The sequence below is a fragment of the Actinomadura chokoriensis genome (assembly GCF_039529475.1).
Lineage (GTDB): Bacteria > Actinomycetota > Actinomycetes > Streptosporangiales > Streptosporangiaceae > Spirillospora > Spirillospora bangladeshensis.
In genome coordinates this window covers 338,714-358,143 of sequence record NZ_BAAAMW010000004.1, presented here as the reverse complement: position 1 = coordinate 358,143, position 19,430 = coordinate 338,714, and the positions used below count along the sequence as shown (strand labels likewise).

At 72.6% G+C, this 19,430-nt stretch carries 17 protein-coding genes; 4 read left to right on the top strand and 13 right to left on the bottom strand.

Features of this window, described 5'->3' with window-relative positions; genetic code table 11:
* The 8 genes from ABFX46_RS12345 to ABFX46_RS12310 all read right to left on the bottom strand — a co-directional run bounded on the left by ABFX46_RS12345 (position 1) and on the right by ABFX46_RS12310 (position 9,429).
* Positions 1 to 783 carry an MlaE family ABC transporter permease gene (locus tag ABFX46_RS12345; RefSeq protein ID WP_346041962.1) on the bottom strand — a complete coding sequence of 261 codons (783 nt, stop codon included), beginning with the start codon at positions 781 to 783 and terminating at the stop codon, positions 1 to 3.
* A 34-nt stretch (positions 784 to 817) separates the two neighbouring features.
* Positions 818 to 1,336, bottom strand: a complete 519-nt coding sequence (locus ABFX46_RS12340; protein WP_346041961.1) for a hypothetical protein — start codon at positions 1,334 to 1,336, stop codon at positions 818 to 820.
* An 11-nt stretch (positions 1,337 to 1,347) separates the two neighbouring features.
* Entirely contained in the window at positions 1,348 to 2,589 is a 1,242-nt protein-coding gene (locus ABFX46_RS12335) for a lipase family protein (RefSeq protein ID WP_346041960.1), read from the bottom strand.
* A gap of 10 nt (positions 2,590 to 2,599) precedes the next feature.
* Positions 2,600 to 3,709, bottom strand: a complete 1,110-nt coding sequence (locus ABFX46_RS12330; protein ID WP_346041959.1) for a DUF6801 domain-containing protein — start codon at positions 3,707 to 3,709, stop codon at positions 2,600 to 2,602.
* Positions 3,710 to 3,783: 74 nt separating this feature from the next.
* Complete coding sequence (locus ABFX46_RS12325) at positions 3,784 to 5,112, bottom strand: DUF6801 domain-containing protein (RefSeq protein ID WP_346041957.1); 1,329 nt, start codon at positions 5,110 to 5,112, stop codon at positions 3,784 to 3,786.
* Between the two features lie 257 nt (positions 5,113 to 5,369).
* On the bottom strand, positions 5,370 to 6,386 hold the full coding sequence (locus tag ABFX46_RS12320) for a cupin-like domain-containing protein (protein WP_346041956.1): 1,017 nt from the start codon (positions 6,384 to 6,386) through the stop codon (positions 5,370 to 5,372).
* 57 nt (positions 6,387 to 6,443) lie between these two features.
* Positions 6,444 to 7,808, bottom strand: a complete 1,365-nt coding sequence (locus ABFX46_RS12315; RefSeq protein ID WP_346041955.1) for a DUF6801 domain-containing protein — start codon at positions 7,806 to 7,808, stop codon at positions 6,444 to 6,446.
* Positions 7,809 to 7,854: 46 nt separating this feature from the next.
* Positions 7,855 to 9,429, bottom strand: a complete 1,575-nt coding sequence (locus ABFX46_RS12310) for a dolichyl-phosphate-mannose--protein mannosyltransferase (protein WP_346041954.1) — start codon at positions 9,427 to 9,429, stop codon at positions 7,855 to 7,857.
* Between the two features lie 445 nt (positions 9,430 to 9,874).
* On the opposite strand from ABFX46_RS12310, the gene ABFX46_RS12305 reads away from it, so the two are divergent.
* Together ABFX46_RS12305 and ABFX46_RS12300 are read left to right on the top strand one after the other, a co-directional pair.
* Positions 9,875 to 11,122, top strand: coding sequence for a PucR-like N-terminal domain-containing protein (locus tag ABFX46_RS12305; RefSeq protein WP_346041952.1), 1,248 nt, complete (start codon positions 9,875 to 9,877; stop codon positions 11,120 to 11,122).
* The gene (locus tag ABFX46_RS12300) at positions 11,119 to 11,706 is read left to right on the top strand and encodes a DUF4232 domain-containing protein (protein WP_346041951.1); all 588 of its coding nucleotides are present in this window, start codon (positions 11,119 to 11,121) and stop codon (positions 11,704 to 11,706) included. Before ABFX46_RS12305 ends, ABFX46_RS12300 begins: the two co-directional genes overlap by 4 nt.
* A gap of 1 nt (position 11,707) precedes the next feature.
* Here the strand turns inward: ABFX46_RS12300 and ABFX46_RS12295 are convergent, their stop codons facing one another.
* Together ABFX46_RS12295 and ABFX46_RS12290 are read right to left on the bottom strand one after the other, a co-directional pair.
* A complete protein-coding gene (locus ABFX46_RS12295) occupies positions 11,708 to 12,589 on the bottom strand; it encodes an SCO6745 family protein (protein ID WP_346041949.1) in 882 nt (293 codons plus the stop codon).
* A gap of 60 nt (positions 12,590 to 12,649) precedes the next feature.
* Positions 12,650 to 13,723: a hypothetical protein gene (locus tag ABFX46_RS12290; protein WP_346041948.1), complete on the bottom strand. Its 1,074-nt coding sequence runs from the start codon at positions 13,721 to 13,723 to the stop codon at positions 12,650 to 12,652.
* A gap of 251 nt (positions 13,724 to 13,974) precedes the next feature.
* Between ABFX46_RS12290 and ABFX46_RS12285 the strand changes: the two genes are divergently transcribed.
* On the top strand, positions 13,975 to 14,397 hold the full coding sequence (locus tag ABFX46_RS12285) for an ATP-binding protein (protein ID WP_338071303.1): 423 nt from the start codon (positions 13,975 to 13,977) through the stop codon (positions 14,395 to 14,397).
* Between the two features lies 1 nt (position 14,398).
* On the opposite strand, the gene ABFX46_RS12280 is transcribed toward ABFX46_RS12285, so the two are convergent.
* Positions 14,399 to 14,980, bottom strand: a complete 582-nt coding sequence (locus ABFX46_RS12280; protein ID WP_346041946.1) for a TetR/AcrR family transcriptional regulator — start codon at positions 14,978 to 14,980, stop codon at positions 14,399 to 14,401.
* Positions 14,981 to 15,128: 148 nt separating this feature from the next.
* Between ABFX46_RS12280 and ABFX46_RS12275 the strand changes: the two genes are divergently transcribed.
* Complete coding sequence (locus ABFX46_RS12275) at positions 15,129 to 16,034, top strand: alpha/beta hydrolase family protein (protein ID WP_346041945.1); 906 nt, start codon at positions 15,129 to 15,131, stop codon at positions 16,032 to 16,034.
* 4 nt (positions 16,035 to 16,038) lie between these two features.
* Here the strand turns inward: ABFX46_RS12275 and ABFX46_RS12270 are convergent, their stop codons facing one another.
* Both ABFX46_RS12270 and ABFX46_RS12265 read right to left on the bottom strand, forming a co-directional pair.
* Positions 16,039 to 17,640, bottom strand: coding sequence for an AMP-binding protein (locus ABFX46_RS12270; protein ID WP_346041944.1), 1,602 nt, complete (start codon positions 17,638 to 17,640; stop codon positions 16,039 to 16,041).
* Positions 17,641 to 17,735: 95 nt separating this feature from the next.
* Positions 17,736 to 19,295: an MDR family MFS transporter gene (locus ABFX46_RS12265; RefSeq protein ID WP_346041942.1), complete on the bottom strand. Its 1,560-nt coding sequence runs from the start codon at positions 19,293 to 19,295 to the stop codon at positions 17,736 to 17,738.
* Positions 19,296 to 19,430: the final 135 nt, after the last annotated feature.

Sequence of the window (19,430 nt, the reverse complement as noted above, 5' to 3'; positions counted from 1 at the left end):
TCAGCCACCCTTCGGCGGGACGACCTGGAGGTAGATCCCGGTGATCACGAGGTTGAGCAGGAACAGGAGCAGGAAGGTGATGACGACGGACTGGTTCACCACGTCGCCGACGCCCTTCGGCCCGCCCTTCGGGTTCAGGCCCCGGTAGGCGGCGACCACGCCCGCGACGAAGCCGAAGAGCAGCGCCTTGGCCTCGCCGACGTAGATGTCGGGGAGCTGGGCGAGCGCGGAGAAGCTCGCGACGTACGCGCCGGGCGTCCCGCCCTGCATCAGGACGTTGAAGAAGTAGCCGCCCGCGACGCCGACGACCGACACCAGGCCGTTGAGCAGGAACGCGACCGCCATGCAGGCGAGGACGCGCGGGACGACGAGCCGCTGGACCGGGGAGACGCCGAGCACCTCCATCGCGTCCAGCTCCTCCCGGATCGTCCGGGCGCCGATGTCCGCGCAGATCGTGGCGCCCGCGACCCCGGACACCAGCAGCGCCACGATCATCGGGCCGGCCTGCTGGATGACGACCAGGACGCTCGCCGCGCCGGTGAACGACTGCGCGCCGAACTGCTGGGTCAGCGAGCCGACCTGGAGCGACGTCACCGCGCCGAACGGGATGGACACGAGGGCCGTCGGCAGGATCGTGACGCTGGCGATGAACCAGAACTGCTCCACGAACTCGCGGAACTGGAACGGCCGCCGGACCGACATGCCGAGAACGGTCGCGGCCAGCGCGAACATCCGGCCGGCTTCACGCAGCGCGCTCACCGGATATCCGAGCACGGGCGTCATGGTCCGACCTCCTCTCCCACTCGGTGCGTTGCGTTCAGCTCGCGCAGGCCGGGGCCGCGGCGAATGCCGCGTTCAATTTCGGGTCCTTGCGGAAGTCCTGTTCGGGGCCCTGGTAGCTGCTGTAGCGGCCGAACGCCTTCCCGATCTGGCCGACCGCGCGCTGCAGCGACTTCTTGTCGTCGACCTTCGCCCGCTCCAGTTGCCGGGACGCGGTGGTGACGGTCGAGTGCGTGCTGGTCAGGTTGCGCATGGCGCCGGAGAGCAGCGCCTGGCCGTTGTCGACGGGCGGCGCGCCGAGCCCGGACAGGCCGGTCTCCAGCGTCCGCATCCGGGCGGAGATGCTCTCCAGCAGCTTCACCAGCGACGCCTTGGACTTCAGCACGTCGGCCCCGTCGAGCTTCGGCACCCGCAGCGGGGCGCCCTGCGCCAGGACCCCGCATGCCTTGGCCGCCCACGCGACCTCGGGGGCCTCCTTCTTCTCCGAGCCGCAGCCGGCCGCGGACAGGACCACCACCGAGGCCAGCGCCACCGGCGCGATGAATCGCCGAACCATGTCTTCCTCCTTCAGCAATCGGACGTGGCGGTCTTTCCGGCGAACCGGTCCGCGAGGAACGCCATCGCGTCCTCGTTGCCGCGATAGACGAGCGTGATGTGGCTGATGCCGTCCCATGTCTTCCAGGTGACGGGCACGCCGAGCTTGCAGTAGTTGTCGCGCAGTTCCTCGGCCTGGCCGAACGCGACGATCTCGTCCGCCGTCGAGTGGTACTGGAAGACCGGGACCTTCACCGGCTCGGTGCCGAGCTGGTTCTCCGCGACCCGGTTCAGCCACGCCTCGCTCGCGAACGGGCTGGTGGTGAAGTAGTCCCCGATCGTCTTGCCCTGGTAGTCGAGCAGCAGCTCGAGCGTGCACCCGTGGCCTTCGAGCCCGCCGACCATGGCGCGGCCGGCGTCGTTCAGGTAGGAGTCCAGGTTCAGCTCGGGATAGGCGTGGTCCAGGCCGACGATCTCGTAGAGCAGGAACCCGAACGGCTTCGTCCCCTCCAGCGGCAGGCCCACGGCGGCGAGGTCGGACGGCACGCCGCCGCCGACGACGCCGGCGAGCTCCAGCTCCGGCGCGTACGCGGGCTGCTTCTGCCCCGCCCACATCGCGGCGGCGCCGCCCTGCGAGTAGCCGCGGAACGCGACCTTCGCGCCGTCCGACAGACCCGCCTCGGGCAGCCGCTGCGCCGCGCGCACCGCGTCGATGACCGCGTACCCCATCGAGCCGACCACGTAGGTGGTGGCCGGGTCCTCGTGGTAGCCCTCGTAGTCGGTGACGGCGACCGCGTAGCCCTTGGCGAGCATCTCGTTCAGCGCGGCCTGCTCGTAGAAGGCGCCCTGGTCGATGAACCGCGACGGCGCGCAGCGGAACGCGGGCCCGCTGGTGCCGGGCCCGAACCCGACGATCGGGGCGGACGCCGGGTCCGCCTTCTTCGGCACCAGCACCATCCCGGTCACCGCGACCGGGTCGCCCATCGCGTTCGTGGACAGGTACATGACCTGCCAGGCGTCGGCGAGCGTCCGCGCGGTGGGCGGTCCCGCCTTGGCCGGACGCGCCCGGATGACGTCCCCGGGCGCCCCGGCGGGCAACGGCGACGGCGGCGTGTAGAACGCGTCCCCCGCGGGCCCCGGCTCGGCGGCGGGCGCGGCCGGACGCGCGGCGGCCGCGGGCTGCGCGGCGGCGGTGCCCGGGACGGCGACCGCGCCGGCCAGCAGGACTCCGGCGACGGCGATCGCCAGCCCGCGCCGGCGGGAGTGGGTCGGCATCGTCCGGCTCCTAGTTCTTCGGGGTGAGGGTGACGGTGACGGCGTTGCCCGGGCCCGCCAGCGCGGAGCTGAGGGCGCCGGTCAGGAGGCCGCAGTCGGCCAGCGGGGCCAGCGTGTACGCGCCCTTGAGGTCGCCGCCGGTCCCGGGGTCGAAGCCGGGCGCGGAGGCCAGGGTGAGGTCGGACGGCGCCGAGGCGCGGCAGGTGTCGCCGCCGCCGATCGGGATCGCGCCGAAGACGTTGAAGGCCGGGAAGGTCGCGGTCACCTTGGACGAGGTGGTGAGGACGCCGTCCTTGTAGGTCCCGGTTCCGCTCTGCGCGGCGAACGCCACGTCGGCCGTCGTGGGGAGGAAGCCGAGGAGCTGGAACTGGGCCTTGGACGGGTCGAGGGTGAGGCCGGCGGTGACGTCCTGCCCGTTGGTCTCGGTGGTCAGCGCGCCGGTGAGCGGGACGTTCGCCGTCTTGAGCGTGGTCGAGCCCTTGAGCGCGTACCCGTGGCCGGCCGGTTCGTTCTCGTCGACGATGTCGAAGCTCGCGAGGACATTGTTCTGGCCCGGGTCCTGCGCGCATTCGGATTCGAAGGTGCCGAGCCCGGATTCGCCGCCGTCGTCCGTTCTCGGGGTGAGCGTCAGGACGAGGTCCCCGACCGAGATCTTGCCGGGGCCCGCCTGCGTGAAGGTGAGGTCCGGCGCCGTGCCGCGCCCCTTGACGGTGAAGCCACCCGTTGCGGGGATCGGCGTCTTCTCCAGGACGGAGTCGACCGCGACCGCCAGGCCGTCCGGCATCTCGGGGACGGTCAGGGTCGCGTCCGCCAGCGCGTGCCCTTCGAGCGTCGTCGCGTACAGCGCGGTGAGGCCGCGCGCGGACTCGGCGTTCACCGCCGACACCGAGTCGACGACGATGCCCGGCATCGACTCGCCGACGGACACGCGGCCCGGGACGTCGGCGGTGAGGTCGACGTGCACCGGCTGTGGGCCGAGCAGGGGGAACGTGCAGTGGTAGTCCAGGCCGAGCGCCGCCGGGGCGGCGGCCGGCGCGGCGGTGGCGGGGGCCGCGCCGGCGAGGCCGGCCGCGGCCAGGGCGGCGGCGAGCGCGGCGGCGATTGCGTTGCGGTTTCTCACGTGTCGACCTCGTTGCGGGGCCGGCCCCCGCCGCTTCCGGCGCGGCGGGGGCCGCCTCTCTAGGGACCGTCCGCTCAGGCCTTGGGCGTGAGGGTCAGGTCGATGGTGTTGCCGTCACCGGCGGTGAACAGGCTGAGGATGCCGGTCAGCGGTCCGCAGTTCTCGATGTCGGACAGCGAGTACGTGCCGCTGATCTCGCCGCCGGCGCCCGGGTCGAAGAACTCGCCCGCGGCCGACCGCAGCGTCACGTCGGACGGCTCCTTGGTCTGGCACTGGTCGCCGCCGCCCAGCGGGATGGCGCCGAACGCCTTGAACGACGACAGCTTGGTGATGACCTTGGTGGTGGTCGTCAGCTGCCCGTCCTTGTAGAGGCCGGTCGTGGCGCCCTGCGAGTTGAGGCCGATGTCGGCGGTCACCGGCAGGAAGCCGAGGATCTGGAAGTTGCCCTTGGTCGGGTCGAGCTTCAGGTCCGCGGTGACCTCGCCCGTGTCCAGGTTGAGGTCGGCACCGACGGAGCCCGTCAGCGGCGCCTTGCCGTTCGGGCCCTTCACGAACGTCTCGCCGGCGATGGTGAAGTCGTAGTGCTCACCGCCACCGCCGGGGGGCGTGGGCGTGGGGGTGGGGGTCGGAGGCGTGGGGGTGGGGGTGGGGGGCGTGGGGGTCGGGGTGGGAGGAGTCGGCGTGGGGGTGGGCGGCGTGGGCGTGGGGGTGGGCGGAGTCGGGGTGGGCGTCGGGGTGGGGGTGGGCGTGGGCGTCGGGGTGGGCGTCCCGTTGGTGATCTCGAAGGTGGCGAACGGGTCGTCCTGGCCCGGGTCCTTCGTGCACTGGACGTCCTTGCCGCCCGCCCAGACCTCGCTGCCGTCGGCCTTCTTCGGGTTGATGCGCTGCAGCATGTTCTGCACGAAGATCTCGCCGGGGCCGGCCTCGCTGAAGACCAGCTGCGGGGCGTCGCCCTCGGCGACCAGGTCCCAGGTCGCGCCGGCCTGCTGCGGGATGTCGTGCGGCGGGATGACGACGTCCACCGCCACCGGCAGCTCCGGCGACTCGGGCACCGACAGGACCGCGTCGGCGGTGGCCGTCCCCTCCAGGGTGGTGGCCTTGACGGCGCGGAGCCCGTTGGTGATCGTGCCGGTGATGTGCGCGGTCGCCTTGATGTGGAAGGCGGGCGTCAGCTCGCCGACCGGAATCTGCTTGGGGATGTCGGACTCGACGTCCACCGAGAGCGGCTGGTTGCCGATCAGCGGGAAGACGCAGTGGTAGTTGATCGTCTGGTGGACCGGCTCCGCCATCGCGGGTCCGGCGGCGGCGAGCACGCCGAGCATGGAGAGTCCGAGGCCGCCGACGGCCGCGGCGGCGAGGCCCTTGGCCCCGGTCCTCCTGCGCTTGCTCAGTTTGGCTTCCAACGTCCTGCCTTTCGTCCGGAGCGGGCAAATCCGGGACTGTTCAGGCCGGTAAGCTACCGGCCCCCATGGGCACTGTCTTTACGGTCCGCTGACAAAATCGATGCCATTCTCACTCACCGGTTCACGGCTTTTTGAATTTCCGAGAACGCGCATGATGCGACATATTTCAGAGGTCCGGCGGCGAGAATTGCTAGCCATCTGACAGGTTTTTCCCCGGATTATCATCCGGTGCTCGTCCCCGCGCTCGCGCGGGCCGGTCAGAGGTGCTTGTAGGTCGTGTAGTCGGACGCGAAGTCGTTGTAGCGCAGGAAGTTGGTGAAGCTCATCGTGATCGTGGCGTCCAGGCCCTCGACGTAGTGCCACCAGCCGATCGGGATGAACAGCAGCTCGCCCGGCGCGAGCGTGCACTCCAGCACCTGCGCCTTGCGCATGGCCGGGAACCGCTCGTAGTCGACGGCGCTCGCGTCGACCTCCGAATAGCAGTGCACCGTGTTGTAGACGTACGCGGTGTCGTGCAGCGGCACCATCTTGATCTTCTTGCGGCCCATGACCTGCGCCATGAAGTTGTTGGTGAGGTCGTGGTGGTAGGGCGTCCTGGTGCCGGCCGGGCCGAGCCAGAAGAAGCTGCGCCCGCGGGCGTCCCCGTCGAGGTAGTCGGAGAGCGCGCCGATGTCGTCCCAGAGGACGTCCAGCGCCCGCTGGTTCCGGGACGTGTTGTTGGCGGTCATGTAGAAGTCGTTGGTCGTCCCGGCGGCCTCGACCATGTCGACGTAGTCGCGGAACGGCATCAGCCTCTTGTGCCGCGGCCCGTTGATCTCGTAGTTCCCATCGGACTCGCGTCCGAACTGCACCTCGACCTCGTTGCCGCCGCAGGTCGCGCGCAGGTAGTCGAAGTCCCACCGGGTGCGCGCGGGCCACGATTCGAGCATTCCGGTGATGATGACCGGGCGGTTCTGGGCGTAGTACTCCTCGAAGAACGCGTCCCGGGAGAGCCGCTCCCGGCGCTCGATCTCGCCGGCGCGGGCGCGCATCCGGGCGAGCCGCCCGTAGACGGTGAGCGTCCATTCGCGCTTGCGGAGCCGGTTGGCGATGCGGGACGCGCCCTGCACGTAGGGGCTGGCCAGCGCGCCGGAGACCTCGCGGGCGGCCTCCTCCTCGGTGAACCCGTTCTCGACCAGCGCCGGGCGGATCACCTCCGGCGGGTTGCCGAGCAGCAGGTTCTCGGCGATCCAGCGCCGCCACTGGTCCGTGGGAAGTGTCGTCGTCGTTGTCATCGCGGTCCTCTCCTTCAGGGGTGGGCACGGGGCGGGCACGGGGGGTGGGCACGGTGGTCAGCCCTTGGGGGCGGCGGAGCGGGACGGCTCGGGAAGGGCGGGCGGGCAGCTGATGTCGGCGTCCGGGATGCAGGTGGCGCCGAGGCTGACGCGCAGCAGGTTCCCGGGCCCGGCGACGGTGCCGCTGAACAGCGGGTCGAGGTCCTCGCCGGCGCCGCAGCCCGAGAACGGCGGAATGGTGAAGGCGCCGTCCAGGACCCCGCCCTGCAGGATGTTGGGCATCCGGCCCTTGAGCGTCAGGTCGACGTCGCGTTCGGTCCGGCAGTCGGGGCCGACGTCCAGCGGGGTCCCCTTGACCTCGACGTCGTAGATGCGGATCGACATCCTCATGTGCGCGCTGACGGACTGGACGCCCGTCTGCATGTCGCTGACCGCCTCGAACGCCCCGTAGTCCGCGCCGGGTTCGAGGGGACGCTGCGTCATCTCCATCGTCGCGGTCGTCGGCATGAACCCGAAGGTCAGGAACGTCGTCCGCGACCGCAGCGGCGACACGAACCGCTGCCGGACGGACGCCCCCGTGTCGGTGAGCGAGTAGACGAGGTTCGTCAGCGCCGGGCGCCCGAACTCCGGGTCGTTGAGGACCGTCGCGCCCTTCAGCTTCTTCACGTTGGAGAACCCGGACAGGTAGGTGCAGCCCGGATACCAGTCGTCGGTCGGCCCGGCGTACGTCCCGCACTCGGCCGGGGTTCCGCCGGGGGCTTCGGCAGCGGGCCGCCCCGCCTTCGGCGCGACCGGTTCCGCTGGGGGCGGCGTCTCTCCCGCCGACACCGGCACCGTCGCGACGACCTGGTCGCCGGACGGTTCGCAGGTGATCGCGAGCGGCTCCTCCGCGTCCTTCACCGCGCCTCCGTGGGCGTCGCGCGGGTCGAGCGCCAGCGCCAGGTCCCCGGCCGTGAAGGTGAGGTCGCCCGTCCCGGCGGGCGTCACCGGCGGGACGTCCCCGGACGCCGCCAGCACCAGGTCGGCGTCCTCCGGTACCGGCGTCACCGGTGTCGCCAACCCAGGCCATCCGACCGCCGTCACCTTGCCGTTCTGGGTCACGGACGCGCCGAGCCGGGCGGTGCCGACGACCGCCGGCCCGCCGAGCGCGCTCACCGCGGGCAGCGCCGCCTTCGGGATCGTGATCGTCGCGGTCACCCGGCCGGGCCGGACCGGCTCGCCGGCCGTCCCCGCCGCGGGGAACACGCCCTGCACCCGGACGCCGACCTTCTCCGGCGTCCCGGACGGGAACGCGCACGTGTAGGCGAGCGCGGCGTCGGCCTCCTGCGCCCGCGCCGCGCCGCCGGGCGGCGACGCGGTCGCGATCGCGGCGGCTCCGGCGGCCGCCGCCGCGCCGAGCGCCCAGCGGGCCCGGATCCTCATCGTCGATCCCCTCTCCTGACTGCGGTGTGCGGGCTTCACGGGACGGTCACGTCCAGCCGGAGAACCACAGGCGCGCCAGCCGGTCGGCCTCCGGCAGGGCCGTGCCCGTGAGGATGGGATGGAGGTACAGCAGGTTGGCCGCGACGACCGCGAGGTAGGCGGCGCCGGCCGCGCCGGTCACCGCGCGCGGCACCGGCCGGTCCCGGAACGGGACGTAGACCGCCTCGAAGAGCAGGACGATCGCGAGGATCGCGAACGGCAGCATCGGCAGCGCGTAGGTGGAGTACATCGTCCGGCCGTCGAGCGCGGCCGGGAACCAGGGCAGCCAGCCCGCCAGGTAGCCGCCGACGGCGGTGACCGCGCGCCAGTCGCGCAGGTAGATGGCGCAGAACACCATGGCGAGCAGCGCGACGACGGAGAACCACCAGATCATCGGCGTGCCGAGGTGGGAGATCTCGCTGACGCACTTCACGGCCCGGCAGCCGTCCTGCCCCTGCGGGACGGGCGTGCGCCACATGACGGCCGGATGCCCGAGGAAGGGCCACTGCCAGGGCCAGGACTGGCCGGGATTGGGGCCGGTGACGCCGCTGTGGAAGTCCAGCGTCATCGCGTGGTAGTGCCACAGCGACCGGATCGGGTCCAGGAAGTCCGGCCAGATCGCGCTCGGACGCCGTTCGGCCCAGTCCCGCTGGAAGCCCGGCACGACCCGCCCGAACAGGCGCTTCTGCAGGCTCGTCCCGGACGCGAACCAGCCCCACCAGCTGGCCACGTAGACCAGGCCGGCGGCGAACCAGACCTGGAGCAGCGAGACCGGGAGGTCGAGTTTGGCCATGCCGCGCCAGGGCTTCGCGACCCCGGCCTCCTTGCGCGCGTTCCGGTCCCAGACGAGGGCGAGGGCCCAGAAGAAGAGCATCGCGTAGGCGCCGGACCACTTCGTCGCGCACGCGAGGCCGAAGCAGACCCCGGCGGCGGCGCGCCACCCGTGCGGGACGAAGGACGCCCCCGCGGCGAGGGCGGCCCGGGTCCTGTCCCGGTCGACGAGGAGGCAGCCGAACCCGGCCAGCACCCAGACGAGCAGGAAGATGTCGAGCATCGAGACCCGGCTGGACACGAGCCAGGAGCCGTCCAGCGCCAGCAGCAGCCCGGCGGCGCAGCCGAGGACGGTCGATCCGGTCATCCGCCGCGCGATCCGGGCGAGCAGCAGCACCGCGAGGACGCCGGCAGCGGCGGCGGCGCTGCGGTAGCCGAACGGGCCGGAGCCGAACACCGCCGTCCCCGCCGCGATGAGCCACTTGCCGAGCGGCGGATGCGCCGCCCACTCCGCGCCGCCCGCCAGTCCCGCGACCGGGTGCCCGGCGAGGAAGTAGGCGTTGGCGGGGTCGCCGTCCGCGCCGGTGCGCCAGTTGTGCTCGATGCCGTAGTGCAGGAACGACCAGGCGTCCTTGGCGTAGTAGGTCTCGTCCCAGACGAGCGCGTGCGGGGTGCCGAGCCGGTGGAAGACGAGGAGCCCGGCGAACGCCGACACGAGCAGCGGGCCGATCCACCCCCACGGCACCGCAGGCCGCCCGGACGACCGGTCCGTCCGGGACGCGGCTTCTTCCACGGCTACCGAGGCGGTCAACGCACTCCCCTTCGCTACGGCATGGGATCAAGAACCGTAATGAAGGAGAACCGGCGGATAAATCAACTGGACGACGAATATAAGGCGCGGCCTACTCAGCCGGATGATGCACGCACCGGCCGAATCCGATTCTCGAATCGAGATATATCAACGGATAATAATTTTTCCGGGGTGCGGGCTGAGAAGCGGCCGCCGAAGAGCCCGCGACCGACCATGAAGAACGTTCATGTATTGCCGGAGCGGGGCGGCGCGGCCCGGCGCGATGCGCGCTCGCGGCCCGCGATATGCAACAGAAAAGGGGCGATCTTCAAAAGGGGCAGCGGCATCGGGCGATGACTTGTAACGAGGTGAGCAGCCCGCCCGGAGTTTTGTTCTCCGGCGCTACAGAACGGCGATGCCGGACGTGCGTACGGTCGGTGCGTCCCGCTGCACCGGAGGTGTGCCGATGTCCAGTCCCCTCGAAACCGTGGGTTTCGCCGAGCGCCCGGTCCCCTCGCTTCCGCCGCGGCTCGCCCGGCTGATGGCGCCGGAACTGCCGAGCCTCGCCGACGAGATCGTCACCGAGATCCGCCGTGCCGTCCCCGCCTACGCCCGGCCGCTCGACGGCCCCTACGGGCACGTGCTGCGGCGCAGCGTGGAGCACCACCTCGCCGCCTTCGTCGACCGGGTCGCCGCGCCCGGCGCCACCGGCCCGGACTCCGGCGCCGCCGCGTCGGCCCGGACGCTCGGCCAGTACGAGGCGCACGAGGGCCGCACCATGGACTGCCTCCAGGCCGCCTACCGCATCGGCGGGCAGGTCGCGTGGCGCCGCGTCATGCGGGTCGCGCCCCGCCACGACATCTCCGCGTCCGTCATGTCGCGGCTCGCCGACGCGCTGTTCGTCTACCTGGACGAGCTGGCGGCGCTGTCGCTCGACGGGTACCGGCGGGCGAAGGCGCGCCCGATCCCCGCGCTGGACGAGCGGCGCCGCCGGCTGCTGCGGCTGATCCTGGACGGCCCGCAGACCGAGGTCGCCGAGACCGCGGAGGCCGCCGGCTGGGCGGTCCCGGCCGAGGCCGTGCTCGTCGCCGCCGAACCCGGGGCCCGCTGCGTGTGGACGGCGCTGGACGACGACGTCCTCGCCGACGTGGAATCCGCCGCCCCGCACCTGCTCCTGCCCGGCCCGTTCACGCCGCGGCGCCGCGCGATGCTGGAGGAGGCGCTGCCGGGCCGCCGGGTCGCGATCGGCCTCACGATGCCGCTCGGGCAGGCGGCGGACTCGCTCCGCTGGGCCCGGCAGGCGCTCGGCCTCGCCCTCGACGGCGTCCTCGACGGGCCGGTGACGCTGTGCGAGGAGAACCTCGTGCCGCTGTGGCTGCTGTCCGACCCCGCGCTCGTGGACGAGATGGCCCGGCGCCGCCTCGGCGTCCTGGACGGCATGACGCCCGGCCAGCGGGGCCGGCTGACCGAGACCCTGCGGACCTGGCTCGTCACCCGCGGCACCGCCGCCGAGATCGCCGCCCTGCTGCGCATCCACCCGCAGACCGTCCGGTACCGGATGCGCAAGATCGAGCAGACGCTCGGCGCCGAGCTGGCCGACCCGGAGGCGCGGTTCGGCATCGAGGTGGTGCTCCGCGCCGCGCACCTGCGCGCCCGCCGGCGCCGGGACGCGAGCACAGAACGTCCGCATTCGTCTGCGATGATCCCCGGGTGACCCCGCCAATCCGGACATCGTTCCTGCTCACCGCGGTGGTGCTGCTCGGTCTGACCGGCTGCGGCACCGAGCGGGCGCCCGCCGCCGCCGTCCCGTCCGAGCCCTATCCGGTGCTGCCCACGCGCTCGGCCGCGCCGCCGTCGTCGCGACCGGCCCCGCCGGTCTGCACCCGGGAGGGCATCAGCATCGGGATGGGGCAGGTCGAGGCCGCGATGGGCCTGCGCGCCACGACGGTCACGCTGCGCAACTGCGGCGACCGCCCGTACCGGCTGAACGGCTACCCGTCGCTGCGCGTCCTGGACGAACGGCGGCAGCCGTTCGACGTGCAGGTCGTGCGGGGCACCGCGCAGATCAAGGACGACGGGCCGAAGCCGCTGACGATCCGTCCGGGCAAGGCGGCGGTCTTCGGGATCGTCTGGCGGAACACGGTCACCGACCCGACCACGACGGCCGTGGCGGGCACGTACCTGGAGGTGCGGCCGGCGCCGGGGCGGCCCGTCGTCATCGTCGAGTCGGACGGGCCCATCGACCTCGGCAACACCGGCCGCCTGGAGGGGACCGCCTGGCACCTCCCCCGCTCCTGACTCAGCGGGGCGGCGCCTGCACCGTGCCGATGCCGAGCGTGTTCTGCGCGGGCATCAGCCCGGTCTCCAGCACCTTGACCAGGATCGGCATCGTCAGCCGCGCGAGCCGGTCGGCCTTGTCCTCGCCGAGCGTCCGCCACGGCGCGTACGCGAGGTCGTCCGTCACCCGCTCGACGGAGTCGCGCAGCTCGCGGCCCCGTTCGGTCGCCTCGCCGGACGCGTCGACGAGGCCGCGGGACGCGAGGCGGTCGCGGGCGGCGGCCCACTCCCCGTCCGTCCAGCCCCGGCTCGCGAACGTCTCCGCGGAGGCGGCGCCGATCGCGGCGAACGAGGCGAGCGACTCGGCCGGGTCGAGCCCGTGGGCGAGGAGCGCGGCGACATGGCCGTCCCCGCGCTGCTCGCGCAGGATGCCGATCGCGTGCCACAGGACGAGATGCGGCTCGTCCGGCCAGGGCAGATCGGCGTTGGCGGCGGCGATCGGACGCCCGGCGGTGCCCGCCTCCTCGGCGGCGGCGCGGGCGAGCGCGGCGGCCTCCGCGACATCGGCGGAACCGATGCCGTCGCCCAGCAGCGCCCGGTACATGCGGTCGACGGCGCGCCACCGCCCTTCGAGGACGCGCTCGGGCGCCGCGACCGCCCACGCGGCGGGGACGTACTCGGCCACCGTCCGCGGGCTGAAGCTGTAGAAGGCGGACGCCACCCGCTCGGGTCCGGCCGCGCCGAGCGGTGCGGCGCGCCAGGCGAAATAGCTCGGCCAGCGGGTGCCGACGTCGTAGCCGAGGGCCGCCGCCTCGGCGAACACCTCGGGCGAGTACCAGAACAAGGCGTGCACGGGTTCGAGCTGGTGCCACATCTGCCGTGCCAGGCCGGGGTTCTCCGCCATCGCGTCGGCTCCTTTCCTCGGGATCGCCTCCGAGCCTATCTAGACAATGACAAGATTGCATCACCCCAGGTGGGTCGGGTGTGCGCGGGACGCCTCCCACCGCCCGTCCGGCCCGAGCACCACCGGCCACCCGCCCGGCGGCGCACTGATCTGCGACGGCGGAACCGGGAACACCGACCGCCCCGGCGGCGGCTGCGCGGACGACGCGGGCTGGGGCGCCCGGGGGCGGCGCGTGCGGCGTTCGTGGCGGGGGAAGGCCGACAGCGCCAGCACGGCGAGGACGACTCCGGTGACCCGCAGCAGGAGCGGCATCGCGTCGCGCGGCCACGGCTCGCCGTAGAGCAGCGTCGCCGACAGCAGCAGATGGGTCTTCGCGGTCACCGTGACGACGGTGACGATGATCATGAGGCGGCAGCGCTGCAGGCCGATCGAGAGCAGGCCGAGCCCGAGGACGCCCGCGAGCAGGAACAGGTACGGGTGCGGCGAGGCCAGCACGCCCGTCCCGCGCCCGTCGGCGAGCATCATCGCCATGCCCTGCCCGAAGACCTCGGTGGCGCCGAGCAGGACGCCCGCGCCCAGCCCGTAGGCGATGCCGGTCAGCGGACGCGCGTGCCGGCCGCCGACCGGGCGGTCGTGCACGAAGAACATCCACAGCGGCAGCGCCAGCGAGGGCACGAACACCAGGCCCGCCTTCCACAGCGGGAGCGCGCCGGCGGCCTCGGCGCCGCCGGTGCGGTGCAGCGCGTCCGGCAGCGACTCCCCGGCGCCCGGCAGCACCGACAGCGCCGCGGTGATCATCGCGGCCACCGTGATGAGGACGGCGAGCCACTCTCGCGACGTGGGCCGCTCGCCGAACCCGCTCATCCCCACCACCAGCAGCGGGACCAGACCGAGCCCGTACGCCGGGAGCGTCGCCACCACGGGCAGCGTGACCAGCGCGAACGCCGACAGGGCGAAGCCCGCGAGCAGCACCGCGACCCCGGCGAGCCAGCGCGGGCTCCGGACCAGCCGTCCGGCGGCGTGCAGCGGATGCCGGCCCCCGATCGGGCTCATCCGCCCGGTGGCCGTCTTGAACAGGACGTAGGCGGCGATGTAGACGGCCTGCGCGGCGCAGGCGAGGACGAGCGCTTGCATGGCGCACCTCCGGGGGCGGGCGGTGCGCCCACCAGACGAAAAACGCTGATGAAACGGATGGTGACATACGGAGGGCGTCCGCTGATTCTCGCCGCGGGACGGAGAAAACACCCGTTTTGTGCGCCTCGGTGAGTATCTTCCGGCCCGGCTGTCCCGGAAAGGCCAAGATCAGTACTCAGGTCGCGTTGCCCATCACTCACCGCAGGTGAATGATTGCGGTGCGCTTCCGAATTCCAGGGTGTGGTGATCCAGTGACCGTGGGGATGGAACGGCTCGGCGAGCCGTCCGGCTTCGGCCGCGACCGCGAGGGCGGCCGCCGGGCCCGCCGGACCGTCCGCGAGCTCGCCGCGAAGGTCGTCGCGGACGAGGAGCAGCTCGACGACGTCGAGCTGATGACGGCCGAGGCCGTCGCCAACGCCGTGCTGCACGGTTCCGGGCCCATCACCGTGACCGTCGCGACCGACGGCCGCGTCCTGCGCGTCGAGATCGCCGACGAGGGCCCCGCGCACACCGGCCCCGCCGACGCCGACCCGCACGGGCGCCGCCGCCTCGACCACGGCCGCGGCCTCACCGTCATCGACGCGCTGGCCGACGACTGGAGCCTCGACCAGTCCCCCGGCCGCACCCGCCTCTGGTTCACCGTGGTGGCGCAGCGCCCGCCGGCCGGCGCCTGAGCTACCGCACGCGCAGGCCCGCGAGAAGGACGCCGACCATGCGGCGGGCGTCGTAGCGGGGGTCCCTGCCGGCGCCGATGCAGAGGTTGCCGACGCCGCGCATCAGCCCGAGCGCCTCGATGTCGGAGCGGATCTCCCCCGCGCCGGCGGCGGCGTCCAGCAGTTCGGCGCAGACGGGCAGCAGCCGGTCGAGGAAGTACTCGTGCAGGGACGCGAAGGTCGCGTCGTCGGACTGCAGCGCCTCGGCCAGGCCGTGCTTGGTCACCAGGAAGTCGACGAAGAGGTCGATCCAGCGGACGAGGGCGGCGTACGGGGAGCCGGCACCTGCCAGCAGGGCCGGGCCCGCCTCGGCGCACGCCTCGACCTGGTGCCGGTAGACGGCGACGACGAGATCGGCCCGCGTCGGGAAGTGCCGGTAGATCGTGCCGACCCCGACGCCGGCCTTGGCCGCGATGTCGCGCACGGGCGCGTCGATGCCCGCGGCGACGAAGGCCGCCGCGGCCGCCTCCAGCAGCGCCTCCTCGTTGCGCCGGGCGTCGGCCCGCTTGCGCGGCGCCGGCGATGCCGATCCGCTTCCGGGCACTGCTCCGCCACCTCCCCGTTGCCAAACGGAACACGGTTCCGTATATTCGTAAGCGGAACACTGATCCGCTTGTTCGATGATGCCAGAGCGGGCGGCCCGTGACCAGGCCGCGCCGCGCTGCTCACGCTACTTGTCGAGGGAGAGACCCATGGCTCACGCACCTGTCGTCTCGGTACGTCCGATCACGCTGCCCGCACCCGGCCGAGGCGAGGACCTCCAGGTCCGGGTGTCGGCCCCGCTGACCGGTGACCGGTTGCCCGTCATCGTGTTCTCGCACGGCTTCGGGGAGTCGCTGGACGGCTATGCCCCGCTCGTCGACCACTGGACCGCGCACGGGTTCGCCGTCGTCCAGCCGACCCACCTCGACTCGCGGAAGCTGAACGTCGCACCGGGCGACCCCCGCTACCCCGACATCTGGCGCATCCGGGTCGAGGACCTGACCCGCGCCATCGACCGGCTGGACGTCCTGGAAGCCGCCGTCCCCGGCCTCGCCGGGCGCCTCGACCGCGACCGTATCGCCGTCGCCGGGCACTCCTGGGGCGCGCAGACCGCGAGCATGCTGCTGGGCGCCCGCGTCCTGGACGCCGAGGGCGTTCCGGGCGCGAGCATGGCCGACCCGCGGGTCAAGGCCGGGGTGCTGCTCGCCGTCACGGGAACGGGCGGCGCCGACCTGACGCCGTTCGCCGCCGAGAACTTCTCCTTCATGAACCCCGACTTCGCGGAGCTGACCACGCCGGCCCTGGTGGTCGCCGGGGAGAAGGACCAGTCCGCGCTGAGCGTCCGGGGGCCGGAGTGGTTCACCGACGCGTACTTCCTGAGCCCCGGCGCCACGCACCTGCTCACCCTGTTCGAGGCCGAGCACTCGCTGGGCGGGATCTCCGGTTACGCCGTCACCGAGACCACGGACGAGAGCCCCGAGCGCGTCGCCCTGATCCAGCGGCTCACCTCGGCCTTCCTGCGCAGCGCGCTCGACCCGGAGGACGCCGCCTGGACGGCGGCGACCGCCGAACTGGCCGGCACCGCCGACCCGCTGGGCCGCGTCGACGCGAAGTGACGGGTCAGTCCGCCGCCAGGGAGCGGCGGACGACCTTGCCGGTGGCGTTGCGCGGCAGGGCGTCCAGGAAGTGGACGTCGCGGGGGACGGCGAAGCGCGCCAGATGCTCGCGGACGTGCGCGCGGACGGCGTCGGCGTCGAGCGTCTCGCCATCGCGCAGGACGATGTAGGCGGCGGCGCGCTGTCCGAAGTCGTCGTCCGGGACGCCGACGACCGCGACCTCCCTGACCTGCGGGAGCTTCTCCAGCACCTCTTCGATCGCGGCCGGGAACACGTTCTCCCCGCCCGAGACGATCATGTCGTCGTCGCGGCCCTCCACGTACAGCCGGCCGTCCGCGTCGAGGTGGCCGACGTCGCCGAGGCTCATGAGCCCGTCCCGCATCTCCTTGGTGCCGCCGCCGGTGTAGCCGGCGAACGGCAGCTCGTTGGCGGCGAAGATCCGTCCGGTGGTGCCGGGCGGGACGGGCTCGCCGTGCTCGTCCAGGATCGCGACCCTGGTCCCGGGCGGCGGCGTGCCGGCGGTGTCGGGACGGGCGCGCAGGTCGGCGGGGGTGGCGATCGTCACCCAGGACGCCTCCGTCGACCCGTACAGGTTGTAGAGGACGTCGCCGAACTCGTCCATGAACGCGGTCGCGAGCGTGGCGGGCAGTGCGGAGCCGCTGAGCGCGGCGATCCGCATCGAGGACGTGTCGTACGTGCGCCGCACCGCCTCCGGGAGGTCCAGGATGCGCTGCAACATGACCGGGACGGCGACGAGCGCCGTCGCGCCCGTGGCCTCGATCGTGCGGAGGGTCTGCTCGGGGTCGAACCGGGACCGCAGGATGATCGTGGCGCGCAGCGAGACCGCCGTCTGCAGCATCGCATAGCCCCAGGTGTGGAACAGCGGCGCCTCGATGAACATCCGCTCGTGCACCCGGTACGGGATGCGCGACAGGATCGAGGTCAGCGGCGACAGGCCGGGGCGGGAGTGCCGGTCGGCGCCCTTGGGAGTGCCGGTCGTGCCGGAGCTGAGGACGATCGTCCGGCCCGCCTTCGCCGGCGGCTCCGCCGTCCCGGCGGGCGCGGTGACGATGGTGTTCTCCAGCTCCGAGCCCGTCCCGCCCGCCGTGATGACGTGCACCGTCTTCGGCACGGCGGCGATGAACCCGGCGAACTCCGTGTCGGCGATGACGACCTCGACGCGCTGCCGCCGCAGCACGGTGCCGAGCTGCTCGGTGCTCATGCCGGTGTTGAGCAGGACGAGGTCGCAGCCGCGCTTGCTGCACGCGACCAGCGCCTCGACCATGCCCCGGTGGTTGCGGCACAGCACCGCGACGCGGGGCGCGTCGTTGATCCGGCCGAGCGCGGCGGCGAGCCGGTCGGTGCGGGCGTCGACCTCGCCGTAGGTCAGCTCCCCGGCGTCGTCGACGAGCGCGACGGCGCCGGGGTCGCGGGCGGCGGCGGAGGCCACCGTCCCGCCGAGCAGGGTGCCCCAGCGGCGCAGGGCGCCGAGCTGGCGGACGACCTTCAGCGGCGGTCCGGGGCGCCACAGCCCGCTCCGGGCGAACATGCCGCCCGCCCGCGCGACCGACGCCGCGCGGCGCCCGAACTCCGATCGTCCGCTCATCTACCGCCTCCGGGGTCCGAGATCCGGATACCGACGGTATAAAGGCGGCTTTTCGTACTCTTCTGACTGAACCCAGCTCTTCCGGGCGTCGATTGTCAGGAGCCTGACAACCGCGCGCCCTTCCCGGCGGGCACCGGCGCATCCGCCTCGGCGGGTTCCACCAGTTCCAGGCTGTCGCGCAGGGTGACCGGCTTGAGGAGCGCCGCCGCGATGATCCCGACGACCGCGATGGCGGCCGACACCAGGAAGATGTGGCCGGTGGCGTCCCCGTACGCGGCCCGGACGATCTCCCTGACCGGGGCGGGCAGCGCCGCGATGTCGAGGTTGCCGGCGTCGCCGCCGCCCGCGGTCGGGTCCACGCCGAGCCGCCGCAGCCCGTTCGCGATCTTGTCGGCGACCTGGTTGGCGAGGATCGCGCCGAGCACCGACACCCCGATCGTCCCGCCGAGCGAGCGGAAGAACGTCACGGTGCCGCTCGCGGCGCCGATCTCGTTCAGGTGCACGGAGTTCTGCACGACCAGCACCAGGTTCTGCATCGTCATGCCGACGCCGACGCCGATCAGGAACATCCCGATGCCGAGGTAGACCAGCGAGGTCTCGTGGTCGATGGCGGCGAGCATCCCGAACCCGGCGGTCAGCACGACCGTCCCGAACAGGATGTACGGCTTGACCTTGCCGGTCTTGGTGGCGAGCCGTCCGGCGACGGTGGACGCGCCGAACACGCCGAGCATCATCGGGAACGTGAGCAGGCCCGCCTTGGTGGGGCTGTAGCCGCGTCCGATCTGGAAGTACTGGCCGAGGAAGACGGCACCGCCGAACATGGCCATGCCGACCGCGAGGCTCGCGATGATCGCGAGCGCGGTGTTGCGGCGCGCGACGATGTCCAGCGGGACGATCGGCTCCGCCGCCCGCGACTCGACCCACACGGCGACCGCCAGCAGCAGCGCGCCGCCGCCCGCCATCGCGGCCGTCTGCCAGGACAGCCACGCGAAGTTCTCGCCGACGAAGGTGACCCAGATCAGCAGGATGCTGACGCCGGCCGCGATCAGCGTCGCGCCCGCGTAGTCGATCTTCACGTCGGGACGCCGGACGACCGGCAGCTTCAGCGTCTTCTGCAGCAGCACGAACGCCGCGGCCGCGAACGGCACGCCGATGAAGAAGCACCAGCGCCAGCCGAGGAACGAGTCGACGATCAGCCCGCCGAGCAGCGGCCCGCCGACGGTCGCGACGGCCATCACGCCGCCGAGGTAGCCGTAGTAGCGGCCCCGGTCGCGCGGGCTGATCATCGCCGCCATGATGATCTGGACGAGGATCTGCAGCGCGCCGACGCCGAGGCCCTGCACGGCGCGGGCCGCGATGAGCTGCCCGGTGTTCTGCGCGAACCCGGACGCCGCCGACGCCACGATGAAGATGGCGACGCCCGCCTGGAGCAGCATCTTCTTGTCGTAGAGGTCGGCCAGCTTGCCCCAGATGGGGGTGCTGGCGGTGGACACCAGCAGCGTCGCGGTGACGACCCAGGTGTACTGCGACTGGCTGCCCTTGAGCGCGCCGATGATCTGCGGCAGCGCGGTGGACACGACGGTGCTGCTCAGCATCGCCACGAACAGCACCAGGAGCAGGCCGCTCAGCGCTTCGAGGACCTGCCGGTGCGACATCGGCGCTGGTCTGGACGGGGCAGGAACGGTCAAGAGACGCCTCCGCGAGAAGTTGGGAACGAGGAGTCAACCCCGCGACCCGGGAATCTTATTCCCAGTGGGCAAGTTTTCTCACCGGGAAGCATTTGAAGATGG

Bases quoted from the DNA above. Each gene is read 5' to 3' on its own strand.
- ABFX46_RS12320 (WP_346041956.1), bottom strand. From the start codon at position 6,386: ATGACAACGACGACGACACTTCCCACGGACCAGTGGCGGCGCTGGATC.
- ABFX46_RS12265 (WP_346041942.1), bottom strand. From the start codon at position 19,295: ATGTCGCACCGGCAGGTCCTCGAAGCGCTGAGCGGCCTGCTCCTGGTG.
- ABFX46_RS12315 (WP_346041955.1), bottom strand. From the start codon at position 7,808: ATGAGGATCCGGGCCCGCTGGGCGCTCGGCGCGGCGGCGGCCGCCGGA.
- ABFX46_RS12305 (WP_346041952.1), top strand. From the start codon at position 9,875: ATGTCCAGTCCCCTCGAAACCGTGGGTTTCGCCGAGCGCCCGGTCCCC.
- ABFX46_RS12295 (WP_346041949.1), bottom strand. From the start codon at position 12,589: ATGGCGGAGAACCCCGGCCTGGCACGGCAGATGTGGCACCAGCTCGAA.
- ABFX46_RS12290 (WP_346041948.1), bottom strand. From the start codon at position 13,723: ATGCAAGCGCTCGTCCTCGCCTGCGCCGCGCAGGCCGTCTACATCGCC.
- ABFX46_RS12275 (WP_346041945.1), top strand. From the start codon at position 15,129: ATGGCTCACGCACCTGTCGTCTCGGTACGTCCGATCACGCTGCCCGCA.
- ABFX46_RS12345 (WP_346041962.1), bottom strand. From the start codon at position 783: ATGACGCCCGTGCTCGGATATCCGGTGAGCGCGCTGCGTGAAGCCGGC.
- ABFX46_RS12335 (WP_346041960.1), bottom strand. From the start codon at position 2,589: ATGCCGACCCACTCCCGCCGGCGCGGGCTGGCGATCGCCGTCGCCGGA.
- ABFX46_RS12340 (WP_346041961.1), bottom strand. From the start codon at position 1,336: ATGGTTCGGCGATTCATCGCGCCGGTGGCGCTGGCCTCGGTGGTGGTC.
- ABFX46_RS12270 (WP_346041944.1), bottom strand. From the start codon at position 17,640: ATGAGCGGACGATCGGAGTTCGGGCGCCGCGCGGCGTCGGTCGCGCGG.